Below are 22,525 nucleotides of genomic sequence, written 5' to 3'. Positions count from 1 at the left end.
CCTCTATTTCATCGGTAGGGAAACGGCACTGCCGTGTCCTCTATTTCATCGGTAGGGAAACGGCACTGCCGTGTCCTCTATTTCATCGGTAGGGAAACGGCACTGCCGTGTCCTTTCCCGTAGCCCTACAAACCTCAACCAAAACTGTCAACAACATAGATAGAACTCTCCGTACCGCCTAGCAGAATCAAACTGCTGTCATCGCTGCCTATATCTCGACTTCCGGCAATTCCTCGATTCAGAATTTGAATCAGTTTTTGAGGACTAAAGGATTCCAATTCCACAAAATTACCTAATTTTAACCAATCCAATTCTTTAGGGGATAAATCTTGGCGAATTGCTGGCGGCAATTGTACAGCATCTCGTGCCGAACTCTCAGAACTTAGAACAAAAATATTGTCGCCAGCCGCAAGAATTTGCCTGGGGAGAATTCCGATATCAATAATTATCGCGCTGCTATCTGAGAACCAATTAGGACTGGTGCGTAGGTGGTCAACTAAACCAATTCCTCGGGCAGTGCAATCGTGCAAAGCGTAGACTTTTAAGTCAGGATTTCGGCGCAGCATTTCCATAGTTGTGTCGAAGATATTTTGAGGATATCCGGTAATGCTGAGGACTGCACAGTTATTTTCAAAGTGAAAATTGTTGGCAATTAAAAATTGGGCAATTTCCGGGCGATCGCACACAACTAATCTGTCAAAACTGTAAGCGCTGACATCGGGACTAACCGCGGTATTTGTATTTAGAGCGCGGGGAGATGGTAGCAATTTAGTCATAGAGTTAATTGCTGTCCAAGTATTAAGCCAGCCTTGAAACTGATTTAACTCAATAGTAGAATGTTGACTATTTGCAGGTTTCTTTTCAACTTTTTTGCTACCCAAATAGATAGATAGCAGCCCGATAGCAGAGCTAGCTAAAAACAGCGGAAAGTCACTTAATAGCAGAGTTACACCAACTCCAAATACCACAACTATTCCTCCCCAAAGTTGCAATTTTTTTGCAAATTTCTGGCGTTGTTTGTACGGATACTTGCTAGAACGGCTAGCAGTAAAAGTTCCGGAAATCAATAAACTATTTATTACAAACATTACCAAAATGAAAGCTAGACTCCCTTCAGCAAATAGAGCTGCTGTGCACATAGCAACAAAGATACTCGAAACTATATTAATAATTAGGTATCCTGGGATTGTGTAGAACTCTTCATAAATTTCTGGTCTCGATCGCTGGTCTAAAAGGTAAAATAACTGTCGGGGAGTAAAAAACAGGGTATCGTTAACAGAAATATCAGCGATCGCCTTGGCAAACATCGGGTCAGTTATTTTGACACCAGTCATTGCAGTCGGTTCAAAAGCAAACTGATGGTTGCATCGTAGACAGCGACCCCCATTGGCCCTGCGGTCTTTTAACTTATTGTCAGTTTGGCATTTAATGCACTTCATAAAAATTTCCTATTGATTATTCAAAAAACTCGATCGGCTAACAAAAGGTATCGCTTTCTACCAACAGCGCTATAAACCTCAACCAAAACAGTCAACAACATAGATAGAACTATCCTCATCTCCTAGTAGAATACAACGGCGACCGTCCCTGCCTAAATTTCGACTCTCGGCAATTCCCCGGTTCAGAATTTGAATCAGTCTTTGAGGACTAAACGATTCCAATTCCACAAAATTACCTGCTTCCAACCACTCCAATTCTTCAGAGGATAAATTTTGACGAATTTCTGGCGGCAACTGTACGGCATCTCGTGCATATTCCGAAGAATTTAAAACAAGCATACTGTCGCCAGCCGCAATAATTTGCCAGGGGAGGAGTCCGATATCAATAATTATCACGCTGCTATTTTGAAACCAATTAGGACTGGTGCGCAGTTGGTTAACTAAACCCATTCCTCGGGGAGTGCAATCGTGCAAAGCGTACACTTTTAAGTCGGGATTTCGGCGCAGCATTTGCATTATTGTGTCAAAGATACTTTGAGGATATCCGGTAATGCTGAGGACTGCACAGTTGTTTTCAAAGTGAAAATTGTTGGCAATTAAAAATTGGGCAATTTCCGGGCGATCGCACACAACTAATCTGTCAAAACTGTAAGCGCTGACATCAGGACTGACGGTAGCATTTTCATTGGTATCGCGGGGAGGCGGTAGCATTTTTGGGATAGGGTTGATTGCTTTCCATTGATTAATACAGGATTGACACTGATAAAAGTTAATCGAAAAAGTTTGTGCTTTGTTAGATGTTTGGTGAGCGTGTCGGTGGTATATTGTTCTGACTTTTGGGCGTCCAGAATTGATAAGTTTTATCCCAAGATAAGAGGATATTACCAAGAGTTTAAGGGAAAGTGTAGAAGTTAATACTACAATACAAATGAGTCCTAATGCTATAATTAGCCATCCCAAAACTTCCCAAACAATTCCATTTTTGGGTCGGTAAACAGTTTCGGATGTTGTAGTTGTGTAGAACACTCTAGGAATTTTTTGTTTGAATCGCTTGCCAAAAAAATAACATAACTGTTGGGAAGTAAAAAACAGCGTATCGTTCACTGAAATATCTGCGATCGCCTTGGCAAACATGGCGTCAGTTATTTTGACACCATTGATAGTAGTTGATTCAAAAACAAACCGATGCTGGCATCTTTTGCAGCGAGCGCTATTGATTCTGCGGTCTTTTAACTTATTGTCAGTTCCGCATTTAATGCACTTCATAAAAATTTCCTATTGATGATTCAAAAAACTCGATCGGCTAACAAAAGGTATCGCTTTCTACTAACAGCGCTACAAACCTCAACCAAAACTGTCAACAACATAGATAGAACTCTCCTCATCTCCTAGTAGAATACAACAGCGACCGTCCCTGCCTAAATTTCGACTCTCGGCAATTCCCCGGTTCAGAATTTGAATCAGTCTTTGAGGCCTCAACGATTCCAATTCTACAAAATTACCTGCTTCCAACCACTCCAATTCTTCAGATAATAAATCTTGACGAATTTCTGGCGGTAACTGTACAGCATCTCGTGCATATTCCGAAGAATTTAAAACAAGCATACTCTCGCCAGCAGCAATAATTTGCCAGGGGACGAGTCCGATATCAATAATTATCGCGCTGCTATTTTGAAACCAATTAGGACTGGTGCGCAGTTGGTTAACTAAACCAATTCCTCTGGGAGTGCAATCGTGCAAAGCGTACACTTTTAAGTCGGGATTTCGGCGCAGCATTTGCATTATTATGTCAAAGATACTTTGAGGATATCCGGTAACGCTGAGGACTGCACAGTTGTTTTCAAAGTGAAAATTGTTGGCGATTAAAAATTGGGCAATTTCCGGCCGATCGCACACAACCAATCTGTCAAAACTGTAAGCGCTGACATCAGGACTGACGGTAGCATTTTCATTGGTATCGCGGGGAGGCGGTAGCATTTTTGCGATCGGGTAGATTGCTTTCCATTGATTAATACAGGATTGACACTGAGAAAAATTAATCGAAAAAGTTTGTGCTTTGTTATATGTTTGGTGACCGTCTAGGTGGTATATTCTTCTGGGTTTAGGAATTTTTTGTTTGAATTGCTTGCCAAAAAAATAACATAACTGTTGGAGAGTAAAAAACAACGTATCGTTCACTGAAATATCAGAGATCGCCTTGGCAAACATGGCGTCAGTTATTTTGACACCATTGATAGTAGTTGATTCAAAAACAAACCGATAATGGCATCTTTTGCAGCGACCGCTATTGATGCTGCGGTCTCTTAAATAATTGTAGGTTCCGCATTTAATGCATTTCATAAAAGTCTCCTGTTGATGATTCAAAAAACTTGATTTGCTAACAAAACTCTGTAATCTTCCCGGCGGCGAATTAGGCGGTGTTGGCTATTTTCTAACAGCACTTCCGCTGGCCTCGGACGGTGTAAAAAATGCGACGACATCGCATATCCGTAAGCCCCCACATCTAAAATAGCCAGAATTTCTCCGATCGCCAAAGCGGGCAGTTGACAGTTTTTACCCAAATAATCCCGCGAATAAGTAGTATTGCCGCAAACATCAGTAAGATGTAGAGACTCCCGGCAATTCCAGGTATAAATCTCTCGATAACTGCCGTGAACAGACGGCACTGAAAGATTAGCAACAGTAGTATCTACACCGACAATTTGTTTGGCTTCCTGCCATTTTGTCGAAACAACTTGAGCGAGCAAAGTAGCACATCCTGCTACAACCGATCGCCCTGGTTCAATTATTAACTCAATTTCGCGATCGAGTTGGCTAATTTTGCGCGTTAATTCTGCTCCGAACAGTTCCCAGTCAAAGGCTGTACCCCCGCTGCGGTAAGGATAGCCAAAACCGCCGCCAAAATCGAGATATTCCCAATCTGGCAATTGCTGCGCTACGGCAATTATAGTATCAATTACTTGAGTAAAAGCTGCGGTAGAATTAGTGCCAGTACCGCGATAGAAATGCAAGCCGCTGAGCTTTAATCCGGCTGTTCTACTTATGGCGATCGCCTGTGGAAATTCTGGCGATCGCACTCCAATGCGACTGTCTCCAGTTAGTTCGGGCAAATTCAGTCTCAAACCCAAACGAGGCGGTTCTAAAATCTGTTGGTTTTCCCTGAGAGATTGATAAACTTCACAGCACAACTGCAACTGAGCAAGACTGTCGAAATTCAGAGTTTTGACACCCCATTTGAGAACTTGTTCCATCTCATTTTGGTGCAAATTGCTGCCGCTGTAAACAATGTTTTTGGGTGCAAAACCTGCCTGAATTGCTAAATAAATATCTCCCGGTGTATTGGCGTGCAGTCCCCACCCGCTGTCCCGAAAAATTTGCAGCAGTGCGACGCTGCCATTCGTGACGCTGGCAAAACAAAATTGAGTGCGCGGATAGGAAATTGCTTTAGTAATGCGGGCGATAGTCCGGCGCAAAATATCGCTTTGATAAACGTAAAGCGGCGAACCGTAGCTAGCTAATAAGTCTTGAGCTAGGGAAAGAGTAAAAGGTGCTTGTTGGAAAATTGATTGGCGCTCGGCAATTGTTGACATATATCTGTTTTATTTGAGTTGCTAACAAGACTTTTTTAACGAACCGCTTTCGACGCGTTAGGCGAAGCCGCGCGTAAGCGCTAGGACACAAAGTAAGAGAAGAGAAGAGAAGGGCAAGGGTTGATAAAAGATGTTGATTTTATTCTGCCCACCGCTGGCAGTAATTCCAAACTGAGCGAGGCAACCAAAACGGATGATTCCAAGACTTTCTTTTCACATCCTCACCTAAAATTTGCGATCGCCAAATTTGCCACATAATTAACAGCCAAATAATTTCGCCAATGCGGCGGCCTTGAATTCCCGCTGCGAATTTGCCGGACACAATTTGAGCAGCTAAATCGGGTTGCCAGCGTTTCTCTGACTGCAGCACGGCAGGGTTCAACCAATCGCCAATTTGATGCCAAAATTCATTAAAACACCAGGAGGTTAAGGGAACCCCCATACCCCGTTTTTCCCGCCAAACTATTTCCGCAGGCAGCCAATTTTCCACGGATCGTTTGAGGATGTATTTCTCGCAAGCACCCCGCAAACACAATTCTCCTGACAGTTTAAACGTCCAGTCTGTTAAGGCAAAATCGCAAAAGGGCGATCGCACTTTCAGACCAAAAGCTAGAGCTAAATTAGCAGCACGGGGATGGATGTTCTGCGCGCCTTTGAGCATCAGCCCCGCGCGGCGGAGGCGATGGAGCAAAGACCCGCCTCTAGCCGGATTAAGTGCCTCTAGCAGCCAATCTTGAGGGTGCAAATTCTGAATTTGAGTGTAAATTTGCGGCTGGTAAACTTTTGTTTCGTATCCCCACATCCGGTGAAAAGTTCGCAGGTATTGCAGGGCAAAAGCTTCGTCTCCGGCTGGATTTGCGGCTTGATAAATACCCGCTGCAATCAGGGGTTTATTCGTCCATCCCGCAAATAACTGATCGCCGCCTTCGCCGTTGAAAACGATATCGGTTTCTTGACTCGCAGCTTCATTTAAAAGGTACAGCGGCACTGTAACTCCGTCGCCAAAAGGTAAATCTAAAGCTTTCACTGCAGAATGCAAAACTTGTTTAATCCGGTGCGGCCTGGCATCTACTTTTACTAAGGGAATTTTCAGCGAGTCGGCAACTTGTTCTGCCCAAGGATATTCAGGAATTCCGGCTTCGCCAAAGTCGAGAGTATAAGCGCGCACTTTGACTCCGGCTTTTACTAATAAAGCTGCGACAACTGAGGAATCTAAACCGCCTGATAGAAATACTCCGACAGTTTCACTGCTGTTTAAATCGGAAATTTGGCGCTCAACTGCATCTTTAAGTAAGTTTTGCAATTGTGCGATCGCTTCTGCTTCGTCTTGGATTTTTTCTGAACTTTCTCCCCATTCCAACAAGCGTTTTGATTGGGGTTCAAAAATGACACCGCTAGCTCGATCGCACTCCCAACTCAATTCGGTTCCTGCGGGAACTGCGAACACATTTTTGACAGGAGTTAAAGGAGTTGGGACATAGGAAAAACAGCTATAACCATATAAACCGGGAATGCTTACCTCTGGGTGTTCACAAATATTTAAAAGCAGTTGCAAGCTCGATGCAAACCAAATACTTTGCCCGATTTGCGTCCAGTAAAGCGTTACTCGTCCGAAGGGTTCTCTTCCCAAAATCAGGCAATTTTCTCGAACGTTTACCCAGGCATCAGGTAACAGCCAACCGTTAGTTGATGGATAAGTACATAGTCCAGATGCTGAGAGGGCGGCGATTTGCAAAGTAGGTGAAGCATAGCTATCCCGTTCCCCGCAGGGGTTCCCGAAGGGTAGGGAATCGCCCTTTTTGGTCGGCAAGTCTGGCGCGCGATCGATTTCGGTACTAGCAACATTCCAAATGGGGTGATTTGGGTCGCCGGCGGTGGAGAAAATGGAAAAATCCTCGACTTTTTGAACAGGAATTTCTCTCACAGACTGGCTGATACTTTTCGCCAGCAGCGCTTCCAATTTGTGGCGAGAGTCGCAGCCCCAGTATCCTAAAAATTGACGCTGTTTGTTGGTGATTCCCATATTAAAATTTATCCATAGGCGAGTTTTTTATAATTATTTAACTTCAAAGGATGCACTGCCGATCTCACGACTTTCAAGGAACATTTTAACTTGCCAATTTCCGGTAGCAGCAGCAGTACCAATTTGGTAGCGGCAGTGAGTATTCCAGATAGGTTTGTCGATTTGGCGAGTCTGATAGTGGTTTTGTTTGACAACTTGACCGCTGGGGTCAATCCAATCGCAAGATAACGAGAGTTTTTTCCCGATCGGTGCATCTTTCAACGTAGTACGATAAAATATTTCAGGATTATTTTGGCGGGAAATAACTGTCAAATTGCCACCATCATCCTGCACCGAAGTTATGCGATTTTGTTGAATTGAAACGCGATCGATCGCTTGTCGGTTTGGCTGAATGTAGCATCCGGTAATTGGGATCGCCCCCGCCGCAGCCGCAGCCAATCCTCCTGCAATCCAGCGATTTCGCCGCTGCTGCTGGGCCAGTGCTTCCCGACGCTGCAACTGGATTAAAGCTTCATTTAGCAACTCGGGAGGCAATCTCAATTCCTGCAAAATTTCTTTGACTTCTTCGGAATTAAGTTGAGATTGCCGGAGATTAGAAAGGCGTTCTACTTCAGCTACTATTTGCGTTAGTTGAGTTTGAGTCAGTCGATTTTCCATATATTAAGACGCTGTAGGAGTTTTTCCTGCGGCTTACTGACACGAGTTCAGTAACATTATGAAACAGGCTGATTTTTAAGTCAATTCATAAATTTCATAATTTTGAGTTCATAAAAGTCATACAGCAGATTCCACGTTTATGAAGTACACCCGGAGCTTCGATCCCCGTAGGGACACGGCACCGTGCCCATTGGTGTAAACTTAAGCTGTCAGGCCGCCCACCCGGTAGTCCGCCAGGGAATGAATTCCACGGGGCTTATAGCTAAAGTCCTCGCTATGAGGACTAATGAGTTTAAACATTCGGCGTTGCTGAGTACAGGTAGGAATGCTGATTTCCCAATTGCTATAAGACAAGTATGGTGAGTTTTATAACTTCCGAGAAAAGTTGATTTATACCGTGAATTAGCAATGCCAAAAATGCTTTTTCTCAGTCCTCTTTAGAGGACTTTAGCTTTGAGGCAGGGAATTCATTCCCTGTCGGACTGTCGGACTACCTGTTTAACGTTAAGTTGACACCAATGGGCACGGTGCGGTGTCCCTACAAGTGCTATGTAGTTACTTACCAGCAAAAGTGCTGTATATCATTTCCACTCGCCTTGCAGGGTAAAAGCCGCCCAATAATAGGGAGACTGCCATTTTTCCTGCTGCATCATTTCGATCTGTGCCGCCCTCAAAGCTGCCGCCGGCGCTAACTTTTGTTGCACCATTTTTTGATAAAACTTTTGCATTAACACAGCAGTTCCTTCATCATCCACACTCCACAAACTCACCGCCACGCGCTGCGCCCCCGCATACATAAAACCCCTAGTTAATCCCACCATTCCTTCGCCTTTAATATTCTGCCCCATCCCCGATTGGCAAGCACTTAAAACCACTAAATTTGCCGCCAGTTTTAAATTGAAAATATCCGTGAGGCGCAAAAAGCCATTGACAAGATTGCCCTTGTCATCTACCATCGACATCACAATTCCTGACAGTTCGGGATTTTTGCTGTTGGCAAGGCCGTGGGTGGCAAAGTGAACGATTTGATAATTAGCTAAACTGCCGTCGGTAGCAGTAGTGCGACTGGCATCAAAATCAATCTTTTGACTGCTAGAATCTGAGGGAAATAAGCTGGATATTGTTTGGGCTTCTTGGCGGGTAAATGGTAGGCGTTCGGGTGGCCATTGCCGATTAGAAGCACGAAGCGATCGATTTAAACCGAGGTTATTTTCTTCTAATTTTTCTGTTGTTGCTTGGGTGATTTTTCCTTTGATTCTTTCATCGTCTGGACTGAAAACAGGATCTGCTACAATTGCTAAAGTTTGGCTTGGTGGTTTTCTATCTCCGTAATTTTGCCTGAGAAGGGCGAGAGTTGAGGCAGAAGGCAGAGTAATAATTTCATGTTCGACAATTAAGGGAAGATTGGTATTTTGTCCTGCGGTTTGGGAAATAGTTAAAGCTGGAAAAGGAGTATAGTGCAGAACGCCGTCGGGAACAATTAACAAGCGTTTGTTTCCTAATTGGGATGCTGCGGGCTGTAAAATTAATTGACCCAGATTTGCACTCGCTTCGGCAAGTTTTTGGGGAATATATTTGTCATCTTTGCTAGTTATTGCCGTGCGGAAAGCTCTGGCTGCTGTTTCAATGTCAACCTGTTTTGGCAATTCATAGCTAGTTAGTCCCCTTGATGTTAAAACCCACAAATAACTGCGAGCTGCGCCGAGGGAATACTGCAATAAAATCGTGTTGTCATCGAGAATCTGTTTCTGAATTTCTGGGAGCGTTAAAGGTTGGGGTTGGGTGAGGGCAGCGTAGCGGGGGCTGGCGGTACGAATCCCGGTTTGAATTTGCTGATATTCTTGCAACAGTGCGAGGCGCTGTTTGTCGATTTCAGCGATTTTAGCTGCGTTGGGATTGGGGCTGCTGAGTGCTTCGATGCGCTGCTTTTCAATGGCATCAAGTTGCTGTTGCAAGCTCTTTTCTTGTTGCAGTAAATCGGGGGAAATGCCTTCGCGAATGTTGGCGTTACTTTCTTGGAGGAGTTCGAGGAGGCTGCGGGCGTGAGAACGTTCGCTGGCTTCTAAGGCTTTTGTATCATAACCGGACTTAGGATTAGTTTTATGCAGTTCCATTAACAAATCGATGTAGAATTCGTAGCGGTCTTGTACTGTGGCAAAGTATGAGCTGCGGAGTTCAGGGCTAGCAATTTTGGTGCGGAGGTTTTCGATGATTTTGATAGAGGATTCAATGTCGTTGAGGGCTTCGGTAGGATTGTTTTGAGCGCGTTTGGCAGAAGCCATGTTGAAAAGGGTGAGAGCTTCTCCGGCGCGATCGCCTACTGCCCGACTCAGGGGAAGCGACTGGCTGTAATAATCTAAAGCTTTCTGTTTTTCTCCCAATGCTGAGTAGACTTGGCCTATGTTGTTGAGGGTGTTAGCTTCCCCGTCGCGATCGCCTATTGTCTGTCTCAGGCGAAGCGACTGGCTGTAATAATCTAAAGCTTTCTGTTTTTCTCCCAATTCTGAGTAGGCATTGCCGATGTTGTTGAGGGTGCTAGCTTCCCTGCCGCGATCGCCCACGGCACGTGTCAGGGGAAGCGAGTGGCTGTAATAATCTAAAGCTTTCTGTTTTTCTCCCAATTCTGAGTAGACTCTGCCGATGTTGGTGAGGATGTAAGCTTCCCCACTGCGATCGCCTACTGCCCGACTCAGGGGAAGCGACTGGCTGTAATAATCTAAAGCTTTCTGTTTTTCTCCCAATTCTGAGTAGACTCTGCCGATGTTGGTGAGGGTAATAGCTTCCCCACGGCGCTCGCCTACTGCCCGCAATAGGGGAAGGGACTGGCTGTAATAATCTAAAGCTTTCTGTTTTTCTCCCAATTCTGAGTAGACTAAGCCGATGTTGTTGAGGGTGGCAGCTTGCCCACCGCGATCGCCGGTTGCCCGTCTCAGGGGAAGTGACTGGCTGTAATACTCTAGCGCTTTCTGCTTTTCTCCCAAATCGGAGTAGACATTGCCGATGTGGTTGAGGGTGGCAGCTTCCCCGCGGCGATCGCCTACTGCCCGACTCAGGGGAAGGGACTGGCTGTAATACTCTAGGGCTTTCTGTTTTTCTCCCAAATCGGAGTAGACTAAGCCGATGTTGGTGAGGGTGTTCGCTTCCCCACGGCGATCGCCGATTGCCCGTCTTAGGGGAAGGGACTGGCTGTAATACTCTAGCGCTTTCTGTTTTTCTCCCAAATGGGAGTAGACACTGCCGATGCTGGTGAGGGTGGTAGCTTCAAGAGTGCGATCGCCTACTGCCGGACTCAGGGGAAGCGACTGGCCCAAATACTCTAGGGCTTTCTGTTTTTCTCCCAATTCTGAGTAGACACTGCCGATGCTGGTGAGGGTAATAGCTTCCCCACGGCGATCGCCTACTGCCCGACTCAGGGAAAGCGACTGGCTGTAATATTCTAAAGCTTTCTGTTTTTCTCCCAAGTCTGAGTAGATTTTGGCAAGACCAAGGAGGCTAAGTGCTTGCCCTCTATTGTCGCCTGCTTGCCGATACAACTTTAAGGCTTCTTCCAACTTGACGATCGCACCTTTTAAAGCTTCGGCTGTTTCTTGCTGGTAGAGTTGTAGTCCTTCTTTATATACTTTATCAGCAGCCTCGCTACTGCTAGTTTGTGCTGTTTGTACGACTTTGCCAACAGACACGGCTGCTGCAACTGGCTGACTTAACTGAAGCGAAAGTGCGATCGACATAGCGGCCAAAACCCATTGAGTGCGATCGAACATAGCCACCCCTTTTGTATTTTTGTCAATTTTAGTCACTAGCCCGCTTAGTGTAAAGACAGGAAGAAGTAAGGGCGATCGGTCTTTTTCCTGAATACAAAACAATTGGCAAACGCGACCCAATTGCTAAACTGAGCGAGTAGTGCGATTCCCTACCGGATAGCTATGCTTCACGTACTTTTTCCTAAAATGAGCAACATCCTAATTGCCTCCCATCCCCTAAAAACGCACTGGGATTGCCCCGAGTGCGGTGGCACCGGTACCCTCAGCCCAGAAACTTGCCCCGTATGCCTCGGAGCCAAATACATCGATCTCCCTGCGATAACTAACTGGATGCTCGATTTTATGGAATCTCGGGGCTGTAACCCTGATGAAATCGATCGATTGCGAACCGAAAACCCAGACCCCCTAACATTAACTTTTTGCCTCGAAGTTTGTATCGCCCTGAAATAAACAACAATATCAAGTCTGCTTAATTGCTTATAAATCATTTACGGGCATCGGCCAAATAGGGCATCGGGCATGGTCGGAAAAAAAACGCACTCTACAAGTTGATTTAACTGAAACGAAATAATGCCCAATTCCCTATTCCCAATGCCCTATTCCCTAGATTCAGTGTCCCTTAACCGGATGTTGTCCGTAATAAGGCAAAGCACCCGACCAATCAGGGCGATTTCCTTGTTTCCACTCCAAATAAGCCAATTCCAACACACTAGAAACCGACCAACCCAACTCGCTGCCAACTTCAATTAACTGATAGGAATTTTCCCAACTTTCCAATTTTTCCTGCCAAGACTCAGGAGTCATCACCGTATCGGTAAACAGCTCAGTTAAACCAGAATCTTTGTTAACTGAATACACAGCCCCAAACAATTGTCCCCGCTGTGCAGGCATTTGCAGTGCGATGCTCAAAAGCCCCTCCGAAGCTTGGGGGGGTTGGGGATGTGCAGCCCAAGCGACAGCTGCCAAAGTTGAAATCGCAAAAACCGGAATATCCAACTGTTGAGCCAAAGTCCGCGCCGTCACCATACCCATGCGAGTCCCCGTGAAACCTCCGGGCCCCTTCGCCACCGCAATAAAAGCCAAATCCGCCCAAGTTTGCGGTTCAATAAACTCGACTAAATACTGATGCAAATGAGTAGCTAAATCGCGATCCAAATTCCAAGTTTTGCAGCGAGAATCCCCGGCAAAGTTGCTGATGGCTAAACCGAGTTCGCGACTAGCTGTGTGCAGGGCTAAGCCGTATTTTTTAACTGATGTTCCGTCTAGGGGGTTGCTATTCACGATTAATGATAATTTTCCTTAACAAAAAACAGCGGCAAAGCCACAACTAAGCAACCCAAAAGAATGCCAAATATTCCCGTATTTAAAATCCTTGAATTCCCCATGCTCCCACTCATCAAAAACAGCACTACTAAACTTGCAAATAAATTGTTATTTGCAAATTCTTTATTTTGGGAAACTTGATGCTTGACGGTCATAAAACCCGACGAAACTATGAGCGCGAACCAAGAATTAAAAATTACTATTTGAGAGCCAAAGATAAACCAAACTAAGGCAAACATTAGCGAATCAATCCAAAAATCCTTAGTTTTCAACTTCGGCAGCCAAAATTTTTGGGTAGTAACAGGGGCGATTTTCTTGAGTAATATATTGTGTTTCAGCCGCCGGATTTTGTTTCTAAATTTAATCTTGGGATCGATTTGCAATACTTGCTTCCACTCGGGGACGCGAGAATTGTTGACTCTTCCCAACAGCTTAACGGCTGCGACTTTATTTAACTGCAAATCCGTGAGTCTGGTGGCAATTATTTGAGATAAGTGCGGATAGTAAACGGGGTTGTCTTCGGTTCTGTTGATGACGATATTGAGCTGTTGCTTGGCTTGACTGACTTGGATTGTAACATGGTACGGGGCGATCGCCTCTTGCAGAGCTTCCTGAATTTCGGCTTGCTGTTGGCGAGTAAAAAGCGACACACCAGGCGCAGGTGTAACCACCCGTTCTGCTGGGGTTTCCGGCGCGTCTAGCACCGGCTGTGCGTCTAAATACACCGGCTTGGGGTTCAAGTGCCGGATGACTGCTGATGCTGAACTGTAGCGCCGCTTGGTGGCACTTTGGAGCATGGTGTCGAGGATGCGGCCCAAATCGTCGCTAACAGCAGTCTTCAAATAATTTCGCCAAGCCCAAGAATCCTCTGTACTGTCGAACAAATCGAAGGGAGGAATTTCAGTCAGCAAGTGAATGCAGGTAACGCCCAAACTGTAGATATCGCTGGCAAAAACTGCTTTCCCCATCAATTGTTCTGGGGCTGTATAAGCAGCACTGCCGATGATTGTACCAGTTTGTGGCAATCCGGTTGCTGTTACTTTCTTAGCTGCACCAAAGTCTACTAAAACAATATCTTTTTGGAAAGGAGAGGGTTGATAGGAATTTTCTAAGGCCGATAAAGGGGCTGGAGATAGCCGGCGGCGAATGATATTTTCTGGTTTGATATCGCGGTGAATGACTTTGGATTTGTGGACGAAGTGGAGCACTGGCAATAAATCGTTGAGGATTTGCCGAATTTGAGTTTCTGTGAATGCTCCTTTTTGTTCTAATTCTCGGGCTAGGTTTTTGCCGTCTATAAATTCTTGTACTAAATACTGTCTCCCGTCTTGTTCAAAATGCGCGATTAATTCGGGAATCTGGGGATGTTTTCCCAAGGTTTCTAGCTGGGCTGCTTCTTGGTGAAAGAGTTGAGCCGCTTTTTCGCCTGCGGTATTTTGCGGGAAAGATTGCTTGATTACGCACTGCGAAAATATCACAGGTTTGGTTTCATCAACTGCTAGAAATGTTCTGCCAAAGCCTCCTTGTCCGATCGGCTTTATGGCTCGGTAGCGAGATGCTGATGGGGTTTCTGCGTCAATAGTTAACAACAATTTTGAGCCGCAACTTTGGCACAATTCTGCATCACCTGGGTTTTGCGGATTGTGACAAGTTGGGTTTAAGCAATAGCTCATTGGATTTTAGATTTTAGATTTTAGATTTTAGATTGGGGAATTGGGGATTGGATTTTAGATTTTAGATTTTAGATTGGGGAATTGGGAATTGGGCATCGGGCATTGGCAAAACAGGGCATCGGGAATTGGTTATTGGTTGTTATCGCCAACAACTCACAAAAAACCTATAAAAAACAACAAATAGCAACCAACAACCAATAAATAACTGATGACTACTGACTACTGACTACTGACTACTGACTACTGACTGCTGACTAATGACTTCTTCCTTAAGTCGGGACGAGTTCGCCGGGCCGCAATGAGGCCCATTTGCCGGTCTCTTGCTTGAAACTCTGACACCCGACTACATCCCATTCCATTTCAATTTCGTCTTGGCGGGGACGGATGTTGACGTTGATGGTGGGTTCTACGGGGTCGAAATCGGGTGTTTCGGTGAGGTGAATCTGTTCGTGCTGTTCTTCTACGGCGTGGTAGGTGAAGCAGCGGTCTACATAGTGGCAGTTAATACAAATACACATTCTTGATATCCTCTGTGCATTTCAAAAAGATTGGTGAATTTCGAGCTTTCTGTTAATCTAGCGTAGCAAGAGCTTAATTGTTTGTAAGTTTGTTTATTTTTGTTGCGATGCCGATTAGTTTGCCCTCTGCATTATCTCCTGATACTTGGCCGTTTGATTTGGAAGTGCTGACACCGCCTGCTTATCTGGTGGGGGGTGCGGTGCGGGATGCGCTGCTGGGGCGCCGATCGCACTATTTTGATTTGGATTTCGTTATGCTAACACGGGCAGTGAAGACTGCTCGAAAAATTGCCGATCGCACGAAAGGTGGATTTGTCTTGTTGGATGCGAAACGCCAAATTGCGCGGGTGGTGTTTGCGGGCGGTACGGCGGATTTTGCGCAAGCGGAAGGGGGGACTCTGGAGGCGGATTTGCTGCGCCGGGATTTTCGGATAAATGCAATCGCCTGCAATCCTTTTACCGGAGAAATCATCGATCCTTTGGACGGTCAAACTGATTTGCGGTTGGGTTTGCTGCGGATGATTTCGCGGTCAAATTTGGAGGACGATCCGCTGAGGTTATTAAGAGCTTACCGCCAAGCGGCGCAGTTGGGTTTTGCGATCGAAGCTGAAACTCAATCTGCGATTCGGGAATTGGCGCCGCTGTTGACTCGGGTAGCGGTGGAACGGGTACGGACTGAATTGGGTTATTTGTTGAGTAATCCTGACGGTGTTCCTTGGATTTGTCGCGGTTGCGAAGACGGTTTGTTTTCGATTTGGTTTGAAAGTGCGATCGACCGTTTTGATATTTTGACCAAAATTGATGCGTCTGCTGCAGAGTTAGCGACAATTTATCCAGATTTGGGGAGAGAATTTTCGCGATCGATTCGAGATACGATTAAAACGCCGTTGTTGGCGGTTGCGAAGTTGGCCCTTTTGGCAGATTCCGATCCGACAATGGCCCAAACCCAGTTGCTGCGGTTGAAGTACAGCAATGCGGAGATTAAAAGTGCGATCGGGCTTTTGAAATACTTGCCAAAATTGCCAGCAAAACCTATCGCCCAAATGTCTTTGCGAGAACAGTATTTTTTGTTTCGGGATCTAGGAATAGTATTTCCAGTTTTAGCGGTTTTGGCAGTGGCTGCGGGAGTTGCGGTTGAGGAGATTTCACTGTTAATTAATCGCTATCTCGATCAGGATGATATTATTGCTCATCCCACACAATTAGTTAGCGGCAATGATTTAATGGAATATTTAAATTTGCCCAGAAGTCCGCGCATCGGTCAATTTTTAATGGAGATTCAATTAGCGCGGGTGGAGGGGAGAATTGCGACTCGCGAAGATGCGCTGAAATTGGCGGCAGAGTTGGTTGATGTCCATTGATATTTTGCAACAATCGCAACAAAATTTGTAGGGAAGGATTTCACCAACAATCTGTAATTCGCATCCCGGATTTCTCTAAACCCGCCCCGGAAACTCTCAGTAAATTAACCACAACATTTGTCGGGACGGATTTCACCAACAATCTGTAATATCATTTCCGGTTACACCGTCCGTGATGTTGACTGTTGACTGTGGACTGTTGACTGTTGACGGGCGGGTCGAAAAACTGAATGGTTGAGTGTTAACTGTTGACTCGATTTTATTATTCCGATGCAACCCGAAACGATATATTCACATCCCGGATATCTCTAAAACCGCCCCGGAAACTCTCGGTAAATTAACCATAACATTTGTAGGGGCGGATTTCACCAACAATCTGTAATTCACATCCCCGATATCTATAAACCCGCCCCCGGCGACTGTTCATTGATACTTGTTGTTAACTCTTGCGGCAATTCAAACTTGCCATCTGCACCCGGTTCAAACTCAAAAACTTTCAACACAGCATCAACATTCAGCGGCCCGTAAATGTGCGGGTAATTCTCACCCGCAGCCAATTCATACTTAATTTCAGATTCTACTTTTTCCGAGTCAATCCAAAGCAGCAGCAATCCTGTTTGTCCCGCAAAAAATTTATTAGCAGATTTAAGAACTTGCTGCAGAGTCGAACAGTGGATAAATCCTTCAGAATCTAGCGTATCTCCGCGATAAGATTGAACTTGTTTTGCTTGTTCCCACTGTTGGCTGCGGGTGATGTGAAAAATAACGCTCATAGTTAGATAAATTTTAGGTTTAATCGACAATTGGCAGCAAAATTTGAGAGGGACAATTTCCGCCACAACTTACTGTCAGCGTGATAATTTTAGCATCGATCGCCCGCGCTTCACCATCCGGCGCACCCGTTCCCGGATTCACGTCATAAGCGGGAAAACAAGCCGCACTCAAACTCAGACGCAACGCATTACCTTTGGCAATTTGCATACAAGTTGCTTGCAGCACAATTATCACAGGTTTTTCACCTGAATTCACCCGCACGAAACCTTGACTAAAATTGTAGACGCTGCCGCTATCTTTGACCTCAGAAAGTATCGCACACAAATCAAAACTCGGCGCATCTGCTGTGCAAAACACTTCGACAATTATATCTCCAGCTAAGTGCAAATCTGCTGTTAGCGGTGCCGAGGTGTATGTTAAAACATCGGTGCGGCAGTCAATAGCCGATCGCTCCATCGGACCTGCAGGAAATGCAGCGTGACCTCCCAAGGATGGCACCGGCCGCCAAGGGTCAATCGATTTTAGATTTTAGATTTTAGATTTTAGATTGACCCCACGGATCAATGCGGGGGCTTGAGGATTTTCGATTTGAGATTTGGGATTGATTCCACGGATAAATCACGTGGTGGGTACCACCTTTGAAATTCTTGGTCATGTACGAATATATCATCAGTGGCAACATCCGCGCAACTCTCTGTTAAAATCCCCGCATCTTCTCTCATCGCGGCAAGTCCGGTACTTGCTAAAAAATAAGATTTATGATTATTAGGCCATTTATCAAATGTCCGCCAATCATTCCTCCCCATCTCAAATAGTAAAATTTGCCACTCGTCTAATATTCCTGTATCAACTCCCTTGAGGAAGCGATCGAACCAGCGAATTTGCAACTCATCCACAGGATTTGAAGCTGCCAAACCATAATCCAACGCTCCAACTTTTCGCCCCCAAGGTAAATGCGCCCAAGGGCCAATTATCAAATGCTGCGGACAGGAACTCCGGCTTGCCATTTCCTTGTAAAGATGGATTGTTCCCCGCAAATAAGTATCAAACCAACCGCCAAAGTGCAGCATGGGCAAGTCTAAATCTTTAATGTTTGGCGATAACTTTTCCCAATACTCGCTCGGTCGATAATTATCCAACCAATCGTGATAATATGAGTCAGGTACCAGATTTTTAATAATCTCAGGACCCGCCGGCACGGTATCGTATAGGGGGAGATTTCTCGAAGCTGCATACAACGCTTGATAGGCAGAAATATCGGCTTTTAAACGAGCGGTTTCTGCCGCTAGCTGAATTGCCCAGCCGAGATTTGATTGCAGACAAAACGCGCCGCCGCCCTAGGCCCAATCTGCGTATAAATTGCAGCCTACCATTGCCGGACAAATTGTGATTAAAGCCCTCGGTTTAGCGGCTGCTGTGTAGAGTTGAGTCAGGCCTTGGTAGGAAAAACCGTACATTCCGACTTTCCCGTTACTTCCCGGCAAATTCGCTGCCCAATTGACCAAGAATTTCAAAGGTGGTACCCGCCACGTGATTTATCCGTGGAATCAATCCCAAATCTCAAATCGAAAATCCTCAAGCCCCCGCATTGATCCGTGGGGTCAATCTAAAATCTAAAATCTAAAATCTAAAATCTAAAATCGATTGACGCTATCAAAACCGTCTTGTGTTTCGCTAACAAATAGGTTAAATTCGCCTTCGGAAGTGCCGCGTCCCCGCACGTCTTGGATGACAACGATGTAGCCGTGTTTGGCGTACCATGCGGGATGGGAATATACTAATGTAGAGGCGAGATCCCTTCCGTAAGGTTGCCGCATTAATAATACTGGAAATTCGCCCGCAGCATCGGGGCGGTAGATGTCAGCATCTAAACGCAGCCTATCTGTAGTTAGCATTGACGCTGTTTCTTTCGGGCAAAGTTTCAGCATAAATCCTAAAAAACATCAACTAAAAAAGTTCGTAGTAAGGGCTTTATTTTTTCTCTAAGGACTGAAGTCCTTACTACAAACCTAGAACTCAATTCCTTACTAAAAACCTAGCAGGGTACGAGTACATCCGATCGCCCGAGAACTTTCATATCTTCCTCATCGAGTTCGACTGGTGTACCGCTGCGAATTAGTTCCACAAAATCCTCATTCGGCACCATAATGCACAAAGTGTACAAACGCTCACTGCCCGTATTTTCAATTACGTGAGTGCCAGTTGGAGGCACTAACAAACTATCTCCCGGTTGAATACTAACTGTTTTGCCATCGCAGGTTGCTTGCCCTCTTCCTTTGAGTACAAAAAACATTTCTACTGCGAATTGATGGCGGTTGGGAGGAGTTTTTCCTCCCACATCAAAAATCTCCACGCAAACTGTTAATGAAACATTAGCTATTACCGGGTCGAAGACGATTGCTAATCTATTAGTATCCCCAGGACTGATGCGAAATGCTTGGTAGTCTTTCGGAGACTTTATAACAGGAATCATGCACTGGTTTGTCATTTTTTTATTGTTAGTTGTTAGTGGTTATGTTTCTTTCTGCTGTCATTAGTGAGAATCCCGAGTGATTAGTTCAGGACTTATGAAACCGGCTTTCTCTGAAAAATCGTTGTTTGATAACTAGAAATTTAGGAAGAAACCCAGTTTCTGGCACCGAGTAAGTGCTGTTGCAGTTTAGCCTCAAAAATTTAGTCCTAATGACTAATGACTAATGACTAATGACTAATGACTAAGAACTAATGACTAATGACTAATGACTAATGACTGCTATTTAATTGCTTCTAACATAGCCTGAGAATCCGACAAAAAGCCAAAACATTGTTTAACATTATAAAGAGTAGCTTGCCAGCAATACTCGGGAGATGTCGTAGCTGTACAATCTTTGACTAAAATACAGTCATAACCGAGAAAATTAGCATCTTGCAGTGTAGCCATGACGCACTGATCGGCGTTTACTCCTCCGAAGAAAAGTGTACTTCTGCCGAGGTTTCGCAAGATGCTATCTAAAGGAGTATCCCAAAAGCCGCTCATCCGATATTTATCAACGCAAATATCCTCGGGTTGCGGTGCCAATTCATCGACAACTGCGGCCGCCCAACTCCCTGCCATCAGTACAGGCGCGCCGTTTTTTGGCAGCGGATCTCCCAAACCTACGCCGTCGCCTGTGGGATTGTAAACGTGACGGGAAGCTGCACTAATATTGAGCAAATCGGGGCGGTTCCCCCAGTTGATCCAAATAATTGGCACTGCGTGCGATCGCAATTTTGGCAGTAAATTTTTTAAAGGATTAATTGGAGTTCGCGCCGGCGTTACATCTACGCCAATATGTGCTAGCCAACCGTCGGGATGACAGAAATCATTTTGCATATCTATCACCAACATTGCTGCTTTTGCTAAGTCCAAACGCAGGGTTTTAGTTTCTGTTTCCATGGTAACAGGTTGAGGCGCGAGCGGCGAGCGGGTGATATCGGCAATTTTGGCATCAACTTTCCAAGCATTCGGCGGTACGCCCAAGGTGCGGAGAGCATCAGGATTCATAGGGATTGTGACTCAAAAACAATTTCAATTTTATAACAATTTGATTGTTACTAACTTCTCCTATCTTAAATCTTTACTAGAATTAAGTATCAGGGGCAACTTTTTGCTAAATTTTATGATTTATTAACTTTATTACAGTTGGGCGATCGCCAATGTTAGCGCCTGGGAATCATAAAATAAAAATTAATGTAAATTTACAAAAAGGCTAAATCTGTGAGCTTGACAATTCAAAATGCTTTAATTCCGGTTGAGAGCGGTTATGAAACCGCAGACGTGCAAGTGGTGGATAATTGCATAAGTGCGATCGCGCCCAATAACCCCCCCTCTAATTCCCCCGCTTACCAAGGGGGGGATAGGGGGGGTGAAACAGTTATTAACGGCAAAAATAAGCTGCTGCTGCCCGGTTTTGTCAACGCCCACACTCACTCTTCAGAAATGTGGCAACGAGGCATTATTCCCCCTTTGCCGCTGGAGTTGTGGATTGCCGAATTATACGATTTTACGCCTCTGGAACCCGAACAAGTTTACTTGAGTGCCTTGGGAACTGCGGTTGAAACATTGCTGTCGGGCGGTACAAGCGTAGTCGATCATTTAGTTTTGATTCCGGGGCAAGAATTAGAGACAATCGCCGCCGCAGTTCGCGCTTATCAAGAAATCGGCATCCGCGCTTTTATCGGGCCGTTAATTCAAGATCAATCCCTGACAGCGGGAATGCCTTCTGGCGATAGCGGCATCGAACACGCAGCTTATATTCGATCGACTAAGGCAACTTTGGAATTAATGGAAACAGCCATAAAACAGTTTCACAATCCCGAAAAAAGTGTTAATATGTTGTTGGCACCGACGGGAATTCAACTGTGTTCCGATGCTTTGTTTGAAGGCTGCATCGAATTGAGCGATCGCTACAATCTTTGTCGGCACGCCCACCTATTAGAAACTTCCGCGCAAAAACAACTAGCTCACGAAAAATACGGCTGTAGCGCTGTCGAACACCTCCAAAGAATTGGTTATTTGAGTCCGCGGACTTCCTTAGCCCACTGCGTTTGGCTGGACGATTCCGACATGGCGATTCTGGCAGAAACTGGAGCGACAGTCGTACACAATCCCCTCAGCAACTTGCGCCTGGGAAGCGGGATTGCACCGATTTTGAAATACCGTCAAGCCGGAGTCAACGTATCTTTTGGCTGCGACGGCGCTGCTAGCAATGACTCTCAAGATTTGCTGGAAGCGATTAAAATTGGTTCGATTTTGCACAATATCGCGGATTTGGATTACCGCCAATGGATTACACCGCGCCAGTCTGTAGAAATGGCATCCCTGGGAGGAGCAAAAGGCTTGAATCTTGCCGATGAAATGGGTTCTCTAACAGTCGGTAAAAAAGCAGATTTTGTGCTGTATGATTTAACCAGTTTATCATTGCTGCCGCGCACCGATCCGATCGGCTTGCTGATTTTGGGACGCCCGACTAACGCGGTAGACAGCGTTTGGGTAAACGGCAAGCAAATTGTCGCAGAAGGTAAGGTGAAAACGATCGATGTTGATGCTTTGAGGCGGGAATTATTCGATCGCAGCGAGTGGACTAGCAAGCGTCAATCGCAAACGGTGAGCGAGATTGAAGCCCATTACCGCCAAGTGATGAAAATGCAAGGTTACTCTTAAAACCCGATCGCCCTACTCGCAGCCCCCGGGAAACCCGCAACAAGCTCGTTAGCAAAGGCCGCGGGAGGAATGGGGGCGATCGAGGATAGCCGCATTTTATTAAAAATTGGTATTATTTCTTACACATAAATTCACATTGTCTTATTCCTGAAGGCAGAGGGAGCGATCGACCATAACTTGCCCGTAGAAAGAGGTCTTGATACGCTGTGTTTCTTAAAATCATT

At 45.3% G+C, this 22,525-nt stretch carries 17 protein-coding genes and 1 pseudogene; 3 read left to right on the top strand and 15 right to left on the bottom strand.

Translation table 11 applies throughout. The features are described 5' to 3' along the window. Positions 1-134 precede the first annotated feature (134 nt). The 7 genes from QUB56_RS12625 to QUB56_RS12595 form a co-directional block, all read right to left on the bottom strand. A complete protein-coding gene (locus QUB56_RS12625) occupies positions 135-1,439 on the bottom strand; it encodes a hypothetical protein (RefSeq protein WP_332955545.1) in 1,305 nt (434 codons plus the stop codon). Positions 1,440-1,517: 78 nt separating this feature from the next. After that, complete coding sequence (locus tag QUB56_RS12620) at positions 1,518-2,705, bottom strand: hypothetical protein (protein ID WP_332955544.1); 1,188 nt, start codon at positions 2,703-2,705, stop codon at positions 1,518-1,520. Between the two features lie 78 nt (positions 2,706-2,783). Beyond that, positions 2,784-3,779: a hypothetical protein gene (locus QUB56_RS12615; RefSeq protein ID WP_332955542.1), complete on the bottom strand. Its 996-nt coding sequence runs from the start codon at positions 3,777-3,779 to the stop codon at positions 2,784-2,786. A gap of 20 nt (positions 3,780-3,799) precedes the next feature. Further along, positions 3,800-5,029 carry a decarboxylase gene (locus tag QUB56_RS12610; RefSeq protein WP_332955540.1) on the bottom strand — a complete coding sequence of 410 codons (1,230 nt, stop codon included), beginning with the start codon at positions 5,027-5,029 and terminating at the stop codon, positions 3,800-3,802. A gap of 139 nt (positions 5,030-5,168) precedes the next feature. Beyond that, entirely contained in the window at positions 5,169-7,052 is a 1,884-nt protein-coding gene (locus QUB56_RS12605) for an asparagine synthetase B family protein (RefSeq protein ID WP_332955538.1), read from the bottom strand. 33 nt (positions 7,053-7,085) lie between these two features. After that, positions 7,086-7,709, bottom strand: a complete 624-nt coding sequence (locus tag QUB56_RS12600; protein WP_332955537.1) for a DUF3859 domain-containing protein — start codon at positions 7,707-7,709, stop codon at positions 7,086-7,088. A 581-nt stretch (positions 7,710-8,290) separates the two neighbouring features. Next, entirely contained in the window at positions 8,291-11,470 is a 3,180-nt protein-coding gene (locus QUB56_RS12595) for a CHAT domain-containing tetratricopeptide repeat protein (RefSeq protein WP_445243334.1), read from the bottom strand. A 186-nt stretch (positions 11,471-11,656) separates the two neighbouring features. Here QUB56_RS12595 and QUB56_RS12590 point away from each other — a divergent pair, with 186 nt between their 5' ends. Further along, positions 11,657-11,920, top strand: coding sequence for a hypothetical protein (locus QUB56_RS12590; protein ID WP_332955535.1), 264 nt, complete (start codon positions 11,657-11,659; stop codon positions 11,918-11,920). A 159-nt stretch (positions 11,921-12,079) separates the two neighbouring features. On the opposite strand, the gene tsaB is transcribed toward QUB56_RS12590, so the two are convergent. From tsaB to QUB56_RS12575, 3 genes are all read right to left on the bottom strand, one after another. Next, complete coding sequence (gene tsaB / locus QUB56_RS12585; RefSeq protein WP_332955534.1) at positions 12,080-12,751, bottom strand: tRNA (adenosine(37)-N6)-threonylcarbamoyltransferase complex dimerization subunit type 1 TsaB; 672 nt, start codon at positions 12,749-12,751, stop codon at positions 12,080-12,082. Between the two features lie 2 nt (positions 12,752-12,753). Then, a complete protein-coding gene (locus QUB56_RS12580) occupies positions 12,754-14,466 on the bottom strand; it encodes a serine/threonine-protein kinase (protein WP_332955533.1) in 1,713 nt (570 codons plus the stop codon). Positions 14,467-14,735: 269 nt separating this feature from the next. Continuing rightward, positions 14,736-14,984, bottom strand: coding sequence for a Ycf34 family protein (locus tag QUB56_RS12575; RefSeq protein WP_332955532.1), 249 nt, complete (start codon positions 14,982-14,984; stop codon positions 14,736-14,738). 107 nt (positions 14,985-15,091) lie between these two features. Here QUB56_RS12575 and QUB56_RS12570 point away from each other — a divergent pair, with 107 nt between their 5' ends. Further along, complete coding sequence (locus tag QUB56_RS12570) at positions 15,092-16,345, top strand: CCA tRNA nucleotidyltransferase (protein WP_332955574.1); 1,254 nt, start codon at positions 15,092-15,094, stop codon at positions 16,343-16,345. Between the two features lie 398 nt (positions 16,346-16,743). Here QUB56_RS12570 and QUB56_RS12565 read toward each other — a convergent pair whose 3' ends face one another. From QUB56_RS12565 to QUB56_RS12545, 5 genes and pseudogenes are all read right to left on the bottom strand, one after another. Continuing rightward, positions 16,744-17,118, bottom strand: coding sequence for a DUF952 domain-containing protein (locus tag QUB56_RS12565; protein WP_332955531.1), 375 nt, complete (start codon positions 17,116-17,118; stop codon positions 16,744-16,746). 19 nt (positions 17,119-17,137) lie between these two features. Then, positions 17,138-17,617, bottom strand: coding sequence for a CocE/NonD family hydrolase (locus tag QUB56_RS12560; protein WP_445243332.1), 480 nt, complete (start codon positions 17,615-17,617; stop codon positions 17,138-17,140). 62 nt (positions 17,618-17,679) lie between these two features. Continuing rightward, a pseudogene (locus tag QUB56_RS12555) lies at positions 17,680-19,014 on the bottom strand (CocE/NonD family hydrolase). 140 nt (positions 19,015-19,154) lie between these two features. Then, positions 19,155-19,592 (bottom strand): cupin domain-containing protein, encoded by a 438-nt coding sequence (locus QUB56_RS12550; RefSeq protein WP_445243333.1) that lies wholly within the window; start codon positions 19,590-19,592, stop codon positions 19,155-19,157. A 279-nt stretch (positions 19,593-19,871) separates the two neighbouring features. Beyond that, on the bottom strand, positions 19,872-20,642 hold the full coding sequence (locus QUB56_RS12545; protein WP_332955529.1) for a cysteine hydrolase family protein: 771 nt from the start codon (positions 20,640-20,642) through the stop codon (positions 19,872-19,874). Positions 20,643-20,855: 213 nt separating this feature from the next. Between QUB56_RS12545 and QUB56_RS12540 the strand changes: the two genes are divergently transcribed. Continuing rightward, positions 20,856-22,301 carry an amidohydrolase gene (locus tag QUB56_RS12540; protein WP_332955528.1) on the top strand — a complete coding sequence of 482 codons (1,446 nt, stop codon included), beginning with the start codon at positions 20,856-20,858 and terminating at the stop codon, positions 22,299-22,301. The last annotated feature ends 224 nt before the right edge of the window (positions 22,302-22,525 follow it).

Origin of the sequence: Microcoleus sp. AR_TQ3_B6, from assembly GCF_036702785.1 — a bacterium.
Taxonomy (GTDB): domain Bacteria; phylum Cyanobacteriota; class Cyanobacteriia; order Cyanobacteriales; family Microcoleaceae; genus Microcoleus.
The sequence above is the reverse complement of the archived record's forward strand: the minus strand, read 5'-3'. Positions and strand labels throughout refer to the sequence as shown.

Excerpts from the sequence above, each read along its gene's own strand:
- QUB56_RS12595 (WP_445243334.1), bottom strand. The coding sequence starts at position 11,470 with ATGTTCGATCGCACTCAATGGGTTTTGGCCGCTATGTCGATCGCACTT.
- QUB56_RS12610 (WP_332955540.1), bottom strand. The coding sequence starts at position 5,029 with ATGTCAACAATTGCCGAGCGCCAATCAATTTTCCAACAAGCACCTTTT.
- QUB56_RS12590 (WP_332955535.1), top strand. The coding sequence starts at position 11,657 with ATGAGCAACATCCTAATTGCCTCCCATCCCCTAAAAACGCACTGGGAT.
- QUB56_RS12625 (WP_332955545.1), bottom strand. The coding sequence starts at position 1,439 with ATGAAGTGCATTAAATGCCAAACTGACAATAAGTTAAAAGACCGCAGG.
- QUB56_RS12600 (WP_332955537.1), bottom strand. The coding sequence starts at position 7,709 with ATGGAAAATCGACTGACTCAAACTCAACTAACGCAAATAGTAGCTGAA.
- QUB56_RS12550 (WP_445243333.1), bottom strand. The coding sequence starts at position 19,592 with ATGATTCCTGTTATAAAGTCTCCGAAAGACTACCAAGCATTTCGCATC.
- QUB56_RS12615 (WP_332955542.1), bottom strand. The coding sequence starts at position 3,779 with ATGAAATGCATTAAATGCGGAACCTACAATTATTTAAGAGACCGCAGC.
- QUB56_RS12580 (WP_332955533.1), bottom strand. The coding sequence starts at position 14,466 with ATGAGCTATTGCTTAAACCCAACTTGTCACAATCCGCAAAACCCAGGT.
- QUB56_RS12545 (WP_332955529.1), bottom strand. The coding sequence starts at position 20,642 with ATGAATCCTGATGCTCTCCGCACCTTGGGCGTACCGCCGAATGCTTGG.
- QUB56_RS12570 (WP_332955574.1), top strand. The coding sequence starts at position 15,092 with ATGCCGATTAGTTTGCCCTCTGCATTATCTCCTGATACTTGGCCGTTT.
- QUB56_RS12565 (WP_332955531.1), bottom strand. The coding sequence starts at position 17,118 with ATGAGCGTTATTTTTCACATCACCCGCAGCCAACAGTGGGAACAAGCA.
- QUB56_RS12605 (WP_332955538.1), bottom strand. The coding sequence starts at position 7,052 with ATGGGAATCACCAACAAACAGCGTCAATTTTTAGGATACTGGGGCTGC.
- QUB56_RS12575 (WP_332955532.1), bottom strand. The coding sequence starts at position 14,984 with ATGTGTATTTGTATTAACTGCCACTATGTAGACCGCTGCTTCACCTAC.
- QUB56_RS12620 (WP_332955544.1), bottom strand. The coding sequence starts at position 2,705 with ATGAAGTGCATTAAATGCGGAACTGACAATAAGTTAAAAGACCGCAGA.